General features: G+C 67.3%; 6 protein-coding genes. 4 read left to right on the forward strand and 2 right to left on the reverse strand.

Translation table 11 applies throughout. The features are described from left to right. Positions 1 to 141 precede the first annotated feature (141 nt). On the reverse strand, positions 142 to 1,905 hold the full coding sequence (locus ABWV20_RS16405; protein WP_353356995.1) for a potassium transporter Kup: 1,764 nt from the start codon (positions 1,903 to 1,905) through the stop codon (positions 142 to 144). A gap of 378 nt (positions 1,906 to 2,283) precedes the next feature. Beyond that, positions 2,284 to 4,398, reverse strand: coding sequence for a glycogen debranching N-terminal domain-containing protein (locus ABWV20_RS16410; protein WP_353356997.1), 2,115 nt, complete (start codon positions 4,396 to 4,398; stop codon positions 2,284 to 2,286). A 158-nt stretch (positions 4,399 to 4,556) separates the two neighbouring features. On the opposite strand from ABWV20_RS16410, the gene ABWV20_RS16415 reads away from it, so the two are divergent. The 4 genes from ABWV20_RS16415 to ABWV20_RS16430 all read left to right on the forward strand — a co-directional run bounded on the left by ABWV20_RS16415 (position 4,557) and on the right by ABWV20_RS16430 (position 9,039). After that, complete coding sequence (locus ABWV20_RS16415; RefSeq protein WP_353356999.1) at positions 4,557 to 5,621, forward strand: substrate-binding domain-containing protein; 1,065 nt, start codon at positions 4,557 to 4,559, stop codon at positions 5,619 to 5,621. After that, positions 5,618 to 6,877 (forward strand): sugar ABC transporter substrate-binding protein, encoded by a 1,260-nt coding sequence (locus ABWV20_RS16420; protein ID WP_353357001.1) that lies wholly within the window; start codon positions 5,618 to 5,620, stop codon positions 6,875 to 6,877. Before ABWV20_RS16415 ends, ABWV20_RS16420 begins: the two co-directional genes overlap by 4 nt. 87 nt (positions 6,878 to 6,964) lie before the next feature. Then, a complete protein-coding gene (locus tag ABWV20_RS16425) occupies positions 6,965 to 8,182 on the forward strand; it encodes a carbohydrate ABC transporter permease (RefSeq protein ID WP_353357003.1) in 1,218 nt (405 codons plus the stop codon). Next, positions 8,179 to 9,039 carry a carbohydrate ABC transporter permease gene (locus ABWV20_RS16430; protein WP_353357005.1) on the forward strand — a complete coding sequence of 287 codons (861 nt, stop codon included), beginning with the start codon at positions 8,179 to 8,181 and terminating at the stop codon, positions 9,037 to 9,039. The genes ABWV20_RS16425 and ABWV20_RS16430 overlap by 4 nt, the downstream gene beginning before the upstream one ends. The last annotated feature ends 637 nt before the right edge of the window (positions 9,040 to 9,676 follow it).

The raw sequence follows: 9,676 nt of genomic DNA on the forward strand, positions 1-9,676 counted from the left end.
AAGGGTTTACCCGATCGGTGCACACCCCCCACGCAGCCGCCGGGGCCCGCACCCAACCTGTCTGAGGTTGGGACCGCAGCGGGTCGCTCGGGGACGTGCGGGTCCGGCTCCTTGACTGGGGACGCCTCCGCCATCACCTCGTCAGAAGTTGACCTCTGCGCCCATCAGCACGGTGCGATCGATCGGAAGGTGGAAATAGTCGGACGGGCGCGCCGCGTTCTGCGCGAGACCTCGCACGATGCCCTTGCGCCACCGCGCCATCCCGGGACGGTCACTGATCCGCAGGGTGATTCGTGAGATGAAGTACGTCGCGTTCTCGATGTCCAGCTCGACGCCGTGGCGCTCCGCGGCAACCTTGAGGCCGGCCGGCACGTCTTGGTGGTCGGAGAAGCCATAGTCGAGCTGCACGTGGGTGATGCGGTCGTACTCGCTGGCGAGGTGGTCGATCGTGACCCGTTCGCTGTCGTCGACGTGCGGGACGTTCAGTGACCGGGTCGTGACGATGACCACGTTGTTGTGCAGAACCTGGTTGAAGTGGACGTTCTCGCGCAGCGCCAAGGGCACGGTCTGCTTGGACGGATGGAGGAACACGGCCGAGCCCGGGATCCGCTTGACGTTCACGACGGCGTCGCTCGAAAGGTACTCGGTCAACGGACCTTCGAGCTTGGTGCGCCGTGCCGTCACGAGGACGACGCCGCGCTGCCAGGTGAGCATCACGGTGCTCAGCAGCAGGGCGACGAGAATCGGGAGCCAGCCGCCATGGAACACCTTTGTGACGTTGGCCGCGAAGAACGCCAGCTCGATCACCCCGAACAGGCCCCCGGCCAGCAGGACCTGCCAAGGCTTCCACCCAAGGGCGCTGGAGGCGTAGACGCAGAAGAGCACCGTGGTCAGGATGAACGTCGCCGTCACCGCGACGCCGTAGGCAGTGGCCAGGCGGCTCGACTCGCCGAAAGTCAGCATGAGTGCCAGCACGCCGGCGAAGACGAGCCAGTTGACTGCCGGGACGTAGATCTGGCCGCCCGTGTGTGCTGAGGTCTGCCGCACGGTGAGCCGGGGCAGGTAGCCGAGTCGCTCGGCCTGTCTGGACACCGAGTAGACGCCAGAGATCACCGCTTGGCTGGCGATCACCGTGGCCATGGTCGAGAGCAGGACGAGGGGGATCTGCCCCCAGTCCGGAGCCATCTTGAAGAAGGGATTGCTCACGGTCTCCGGGTGGTTCAGGATCATCGCTCCCTGGCCCAGGTAGTTGAGCGTCAGGGCGGGGAAGACGAGCCCGAACCACGCGGTGGCGATGGCGGGTCGGCCCAGGTGGCCCATGTCGGCGTACAGCGCCTCGGTACCGGTGATGACAAGCACGATGGCGCCGCTGGCCACGAATGCGATGAAGGGGTGCTCGGCGATGAACAGCATCCCGTAGTGCGGGGAGAGCGCAGCCAGGATCGACGGGTCCTCGGCGATGTGAGTGAGGCCCATCGCAGCGAGGGTGACGAACCAGACGATCATGATCGGCCCGAAGGACTTGCCGACCTTCTCGGTGCCGTGGCGCTGGACGACGAAGAGGCCCACGATGATGAGCACGCCGAGCTCGAGCACGACGTGGGACAGTGACGGGATCGCCACCTCGATGCCCTCGACCGCCGACAGCACCGAGATCGAGGGGGTCAGCAGGCTGTCCCCATAGAACAGCGAGGCGCCGATGACCCCCAAGATCATGACCAGCGCGTACCGGCGGCTGCCTTCTCGCAGGCTGCTGCGGGTGAGGTGCGCCAGCGCCAGGATGCCGCCCTCCCCGTCGTTGTCGGCGCGAGTGATGAATCCCAGGTACTTGATGCACACCACGATGACGATCGACCAGAACATCAGTGAGATCGAGCCGAAGACGTCAGGACGGTTCAGCGTCACCAAGCCGTTGTCGATGGAGAAGACGACTTGGATCGCGTACAGCGGCTCGTGCCGATGTCGCCATAGACGACGCCAAGAGCTGTGAGGGCCAGGAGCGCGCGACCCGGGCGCCGTACCGAAGTCATGAGTCATTCCAGCACAAAGGGAAGGCACTGGGGTGGGCAGCAGTGACTCAGCCGCGCGCGTGCTCCCAGCCGAGCGCGGACCGGCCGCACGGCACGTGGTGAGCCCATGCGTGTCTCAGGCGGTTCCTGTGTCGATACCGTCCTCCGAGGGACGGTCGGGCGATCTGACCGTCGCGGACTGCGTCGCGGTCGAGTCAAGGACGTCAGGCGACATCCTGGTGCGCGTCCGCCTCCGGTGACGCCACCGCACGTGTCACCGGGCCAGGGTGAAGCCCTCTGGCAGGCCGGCCACCTCCACCCCACCCGCACCGTCGACGATCACAGTGAGCTCGGCGTCCCCGACGCGTATGCCGCGCACCGTCATGGCGCCGAAGGGCAGCGGCTTGGCGGGGTGCACCGAGACCTTCCGGGCCGGAACGTTGACGGTGAGGCCGAGGGCGACGGTCAGCATCGCCACGGCGGATGCGGCGGCCCAGGCCTGTGGTCGGCACGATGCCGGATAGGGAGCGGGGCGGTCGAGTGCGCCCGCGTCGGAGAAGAGCTCGGGCATCCGATAGTCGAACGCCTCGCCGAGGTCGAGCAGCCGGCTGACGACCGTCGCACCCTCGGCCGTGTGACCCTCCCGAGCCATGCCGAGTGCGCAGATCGCGGAGTCGTGGACCCACACAGAACCGGTGTGGTATCCGATCGGGTTGAACCCTCCGTTGTCGGTTGCCATGGTCGCGATACCGAAGCGCCCCAGCATCGTCTGACCGGTGAGGGTGGCGGTCACGATCGCAGCCTCGCCAGCGGCCAGGGCGCCGGTGCCGAGGACGTGGCCCATGTTGGAGCCGATGCCGTCGACCGCCCGGCCTTCGCCGTCGATGGCCATGGCGAGGTATCGGTGCCCGGGCTCACCCACCCAGAAGTGGTCCCTGATCCTTCCGGCCAGCGACACCGACCACGTCTCCAGTGCGTCCGCCAACGCACGGTCCCGGTCCTCCGTCCCCAGGGCGCGCAGCAGGGCGGCGGCGCCCGCGGCCGCCTCGACGGCATACGCCTGCGCTTCGACGAGCGCGATCGGCGCGGCCGCGATGGACCCGTCTCGGAACCGCATCGAGTCACCGGAGTCCTTCCAGCCTTGGTTGATCAGGCCGTGGCCGCTCTCGTCGACATACTTGATGAGGCCGTCGCCCTCCGGGGAGGCCGCGCCGGCCAGCCACGCCGCAGCGGCTCGCAAGCTGGGCAGGAGGGCGCGCACCTCGTCCTCCCGCATGCCCCAACGCCACGCGTCGTGCAACAGGCACATCCACAGCGCCGTGGCGTCGACGGTGCCGTAGTAGACAGGCGGGAGCGCAAAACCCACAGCGGGATCCGCGTATGCCGTCCTGCGCAGCTCGTGAGGGATCTTGCCCGGCGCCTCGGCTGTCTTCACGTCGACCTTCGTGCCCTGCCGGCGCGCGAGGGCTCGGAGCGTTCCGCCCGCGAGGGTCGTGCCCAACGGGAGGGTCATGCGAGCAGCCCAGATGGAGTCGCGACCGAACAGCGTGAGGTACCAAGGGGTTCCAGCCGCAGCAAAGACGTCCGCGGCATCCTCGGGATCCGAGAGAAGAAGGCTCTGCAGGTCGGTGAGCGATGCTGTGACGAGCCGACCGATCCGGGGATCGGTCGCACTGACCTCGACCGAAGTGGCCCATCGGACCGCCCTGGACCCGGCGTCGGCAGCGAACCTCGTGCCACCTCGTCGCTCGGTGGTGACGAAGACGCCCACCTCGAGGCTGCCGCCTGAGTCGAGCGCGACCGGGAACGACGCGACCAGGCCCTCGCTCGTCGTCTCGAGCGCGGCAGGAGCCGTCGAGAACCGCACGCGGGTGGCGAGCCGGTCGGTAGTCCACGAGGCTGCTGGCGCCGCGCTGCTGTTTCGGCCCCCCTCGATCGTGACCTCGACGGGCTGTCCCGAAGTGACTCCGGCCTTGACCGCGCTGATGTCGGCTCCGTCGCCCCCGAGGGTCACGACCAGGTCGGCGATGACTGGTCGTGCGGCTCGGGACACGACGGTGAGGCGCTCGGTGAGGGTCCCGCCCACCACCTGTCGACGACGGTGCACCTCGACTGTCGGGTCGGGTCCCCGGTCGCCCAGCCCACGGGCCGAGAGGAAGAAGTCGCTGCGCCCCCCGCGGCTCGCGTGAGCGACGTCGACGAGGTCGGACGCCCCCAACGCCACGGAGAACCGAGAGACGACCCTCTGGTCGTCGACGAAGAAGCCCTCCGCCCCCGTCCCGGACATCGAGCCGTCCCAGGCACTGAGCGCCGTCCCGTTGCCGTCGACACAGATGGCGAGGTCGTGCAGCCACGGTTGGCGGTGGGGACTGGGCGTCTGAGCGCTCATCAGCTGTTCCTGCCGAGGGTCACGGGGCGGTCGCCATCCGGGGACGGCGTGGTCGCTCCTCTTGACACGCCGTGGTGTGAGGCAACACTATCCGGAGAGGTAATTGGAACGTTCAAACGCATATTTGACCGTTCCACTCCAGGAGGCGGGAGTCAAGGGTGACCTCGGAGCCCCGTGCGCGAGAGCGAGCGACCATCGAGGATGTCGCACGGGCGGCGGCGGTCTCACGCCAGACCGTGAGCAACGTGGTCAATGCTCCTGAGCGCGTCGCGCCCGAGACTCTCGAGCGCGTCCGGCGCGAGATCGCCCGCCTCGGATTCCGCCCGAGCCGGGCGGCGCAGCAGCTCAAGAAGGAGCGTGCGGGCGCGTGGGCCCTGGAGATCGACTCGCGCGGTTTCGGGCGGCTCGGGGCCGTTCTCGACAGCTTCCTCGTCTCGCTGACGACCGGCTCACGACGGCACGGCTCACACATCGTCCCCTTCACCGCTCCGGACCCAGCCGACCCGATCCCTTCCTACGAGGACCTCGTCGCCAGTCGGATCGCCGACGGTTTCGTGCTCACCGACACTCGTCACGGCGATCCGCGACCGGCGTGGCTCGAGGCCAATCAGGTCCCGTACGCCGCCTTCGGGCGCGTCTGGGACGACCCGACCGTCACGTCCTGGGTGGACGTCGACGGGGCCTCGGGCGTCGACGCCGCCGTGCGACACCTCGCCCACCAGGGCTACAACCGGATCGGCTTCCTCGGCTGGCCAGAGGGATCACCCGTCGGAGACGACCGTCGCGCGGGATGGGCCGGCGCCACCGCTGAGCTGGGCCTGGCGCACCCCGAGTGGAATGCCACGGCCCACCAAGTGCTCGAGTCGGCGTCCGCTGCCGCGGGCCCGCTCATCGATGTCCTCGGTCGAGGCGGAGCGCTGGTCTGCGCCTCTGACGCACTCGCCCTCGGCGCCTGGAGGGTCCTGATCGAGCGCGGGATGCGGCCGGGGCCTGACTTCGGTCTGGTCGGCTTCGACGACACCGACATCGCGGACGCGCTGGACCTCACGAGCCTGCGCCAGCCCCTCGACGAGGTGGCTGACCATGTTCTCCACATGCTTGGGATCGGCGCGGCACCACATGCCGCGGCGACGCCGGGACTCCTCCTCATCCCCGAGCTGGTCGTCAGGTCCAGCTCTAACCCCCGCGGGCGACCGCACGAACCGGAAAGAGAAGTGACATGAGAGCACGTATGCCGCGCGGTGTCCCCGCGCTCGCTCTCGCCGCCACCGGCGCGCTCGTCCTGAGCGCGTGCGGCGGAGGCGGATTCAGTGGCGACACGCAGAACGTCCCACAGAACACCGCTGCGGGACCCGTGAAGCTGACGATGATGATCGGCAGCTCCGGCGACGCGGAGACCAACGCGGTCAAAGCTGCCGCCGACGCGTGGGGCGCGAAGACCGGCAACACGGTCGAGGTCATCGCGGCCTCCGACCTCGGTCAGCAGCTCGGCCAGGCATTCGCCTCGACGACGCCCCCCGACGTCTTCTACACGGACGCCTCGAAGCTCGGCACCTTCGCCAAGGCGGGCAATCTCCTCGCCTACGGCGACCAGGTCAAGGATGCTGGCTTCCTCCCGACCCTGGTCCAGACGTTCACCTACGACGGCAAGTTCTACTGCGCGCCGAAGGACTACTCCACGCTCGCGTTGCAGATCAACACCGATCTGTGGACCAAGGCCGGGCTCACCGACGCCGACATCCCGAAGGACTGGGCCGGTCTCGAAGCCGTGGCCAAGAAGCTCACGTCCGGCAAAGTCACCGGGCTTGTCATCGGCAACGACATCAACCGCAGCGGTGCCTTCATCAAGCAGGCCGGCGGCTGGATCGTCTCCGAGGACGGCAAGACGATGACGGCCAACAGTGAGCCCGCCAAGGTCGGCCTCGCAGAGGTCAAGAAGATGATGGATGCGGGCATCCTCAAGTTCAGCTCCGACACCACGCCCGCCACCGGCTGGGGCGGAGAGGCGCTCGGTAAGGGCGTCGGGGCAATGACGATCGAGGGCAACTGGATCAGCGGTGCCAAGAAGGACTTCCCCAAGCTGAACTACAAGGTCGTCGAGCTCCCCGCCGGCCCAGGGGGCAAGGGCACGCTCCTGTTCAGCAACTGCTGGGGCATCGCTGCGAAGTCCAAGAGCCAGGCCCAGGCCATCGAGCTCGTCAAGTCACTCATCACGACCGAACAACAGATGAAGTTCGCGGACGCCTTCGGCGTCATGCCCTCGACCGAGGAGGGCGCCAAGGCCTTCGCCGAGAAGTACCCCGACTCGGCGGCCTTCGTCGCTGGCGGTGAGTACGCCCAGGGCCCGGTCAACCTCGCGGGCTTCGACGAGGTCATGACGAAGTTCAACTCGCAGCTGGCCACCATGGGCAAGGGCGGAGACCCGAACGCCTGGCTCGAGGAGCTCCAGAAGAACGGCACGGCCGCCTTGGGCGGTTGATCCACCCGAGGGTGACGCCCGGCGGCGGCCCGGAGGGCAACGGCCGGGCGTCACCCCCTCGTCACGCACCGAGCTCAAGGAGGACCCATGGCGCACATCGATGATCCCCGTCCCTTGGGCGACGAGGTCGTCACCCCCTCGGGGGCGGCGGTCGGCCAGGCCGCGGCGGCGGCCGCCGGCACCCCGGCTGGCCAGCCCGGCGTCCCGGGGGGTCGATCCCGTGCAGGCGGTTTCCGGGATGGGCGCAAACGCCCAAGAGGCGGCATACGGGGCAGCGAAGGCATCGCCGGATGGATCTTCGTCGCCCCCATGATCGTCATCCTCGGGATCTTCCTCGTCATCCCGATCTTCATGGCACTCTGGGTCAGCTTCACGAACTGGCAGGGCAACACCAACCCGTTTGCGGTCGGGCAGGGAACGGACATGGTCGGGGCCCAGAACTACACCGACCTCTTCGCCAAGGACGGACTGACCCGTGACAACTTCATGCAGTCCATCGGCAACACCTTCTACTATGTGCTTCTTGTCGTGCCGCTGCAGACAGTGCTCTCGCTCTCGCTGGCCCTGCTCGTGAGCAACAAGATGCTGAAGGGCAAGAGCTTCTTCCGCACCGCCTTCTACTTCCCATCAGTGACGAGCTCGATCGCCATCGCGACGGTCTTCCTGTTCCTCTTCTCCAACTCGGGAGCCGTCAACGCCGCTCTGGGGTTCCTCGGAGTCGACGGCCCGCAGTGGTTCAGTGACAGCCGTGGCTTGCTGCACCTGATCTTCAACGCGGTCGGCGTCGACAACCCCGGCTGGGCGCAAGGCGAAATCCTTGGCCGAACTCTGTGGGAGTGGCTCTCAGGCCCGTCGGTCGCGATGTTCGTCATCATCTTCCTCGTGGTCTGGACGACCTCGGGCACGTTCATGCTCATGTTCATCGCTGCTCTCCAGGACCTCCCCGTCGAGGTCGATGAGGCCGCCGCCCTCGACGGTACGTCGAAGTGGCAGAAGTTCCGGTTCGTCACGCTCCCGATGATCAAGCCGGCTCTCTTCCTGGTCATCACGCTCGGGTTGATCGGCACCTGGCAGGTCTTCGACCAGATCTACGTCATGGGCAAGGGGGCGCCCGCGGGCACGACCTTGAGCCCCGCGTTCCTGTCGTACCAGCAGAGCTTCGGCAACTTCCGCTACGGCTCGGGCGCCGCGATGGCGTTCGTCGTGTTCCTCATCATCGTGATCCTGACGCGGATCCAGCGCTACGTACTCACCGACAAGGACGAACGCAGGCCCCTCTTCTTCGGTATCGGAGGCCGCAGATGAAAGAACAGCGCTCCAACCCGGTCAAGACTGTCCTGTTGTATGCCGCGTTGATCGCCTTCGCGATCGTGTTCATCTATCCGTTCTTCGTCCAGATCGCCACATCGTTCAAGACCGACCCGGACGCGGCGAACAATCCCCTCTCGCTCATCCCCGACCCCGCCACGACCCAGGTCTGGCAACGGATCTTCGGACAGACCGAGGATGTCGGTGTCCCAGTTATGACGTGGACACGTAACTCCTTCCTCATCACCATCGTCGTGACGCTCACTCGCGTGTTCCTCGACTCCCTGGCGGGCTATGCCCTCTCGCGACTGCAGTTCAAGGGACGCAAGGCCGTTTTCGGCGCCGTCCTCGCAGTGATGGCGGTGCCCGGCGTCGCCCTGCTCATCCCGAAGTTCCTCATGGTCAACTATCTCGGGATCTATGACACCTACACCGCGATGATCCTGCCGCTCATCGTCGATGCCGCCGGAGTCTTCATCATGAAGCAGTTCTTTGACTCGGTGCCCATATCGATCGAGGAGGCGGCGCGGATGGACGGCGCAGGCATCTTCAGGACCTTCTGGTCCGTCGTGTTGCCGATGGCCAGGCCGGCGCTCATCACGCTGACGATCCTGTCGTTCCAAGGGTCGTGGAACGAGTTCTCCCATTTCCTCGTGGTGACCAGGGGGACCCCGGATCACATGACCCTCGTGACCGGACTCGCCAGCATGACCAGTGGGCAGCTGGGTGCCGGCACTCAGTACCCGTTGAAGTTGGGTACGGCTTTGCTGACGACGATCCCCGTCGCACTGCTCTTCTTCGCACTCCAGCGCTACTTCATCCGCGGGGCCAATGAGGGAGGAGTCAAGGGCTGAGCGGCTCGAAGCAGCCCGCCCGGTAGCGAGGAATGATCGGCGTGGGCGGTGCGCAGACTCAGCGGGCGGAGAGCCCGGCCAGGATGAGGTGGTGGCTTGTTCGTCGAGGCCGGGCGCTGCATCGAGCCGTGGCGCGGCCCGACGCGGAGCTCGCGGGGATCGCAGACCCGCAAGGGTGGCGGGTGCACACGAGCTTGACGAGGTGCATGCCGCGGCAGAGCCCCCAGCCGATGCCGGCCCTCACGGTCAACCGCGTTCCGTCTCCACCGGGGCGCAGGGCCTCGACGAGGTCGAGGTTGGGCTGGAGACCCTGCCGGATGAAGTGGGGGAGGCACCCCCGTCCGTGACGTTGGCCATGGTCTTGCACCGCTGGCCCGTGATCAGGCCACGCGAGTGAACTCACGTGTGCCGTGATGCGGGGTCCCGAGCGCAGGGTCGGGACAATGTCTGACTCCACGCCCACGGAGATGAGGAGTGCCCGTCCACGTCAGGCTGTGAGAAGGGGCCGCCCGAGGCCGGCCACCCTGCAGCGGTCAGGCGGGGGGACCGGAGATTGAGCGCGTGACGAGCTCGTCGTTTCGCCCGGCTACCATCACACCGGCTCCCCTCTGACGTCAAGGGGCCGGGATCGGCTCTT

It is taken from the genome of Intrasporangium sp. DVR (assembly GCF_040365325.1).
Taxonomy (GTDB): domain Bacteria; phylum Actinomycetota; class Actinomycetes; order Actinomycetales; family Dermatophilaceae; genus Intrasporangium.

Coding starts and splice junctions, on each gene's coding strand:
- ABWV20_RS16410 (WP_353356997.1), bottom strand. CDS start 4,398: ATGAGCGCTCAGACGCCCAGTCCCCACCGCCAACCGTGGCTGCACGAC.
- ABWV20_RS16420 (WP_353357001.1), top strand. CDS start 5,618: ATGAGAGCACGTATGCCGCGCGGTGTCCCCGCGCTCGCTCTCGCCGCC.
- ABWV20_RS16425 (WP_353357003.1), top strand. CDS start 6,965: ATGGCGCACATCGATGATCCCCGTCCCTTGGGCGACGAGGTCGTCACC.
- ABWV20_RS16430 (WP_353357005.1), top strand. CDS start 8,179: ATGAAAGAACAGCGCTCCAACCCGGTCAAGACTGTCCTGTTGTATGCC.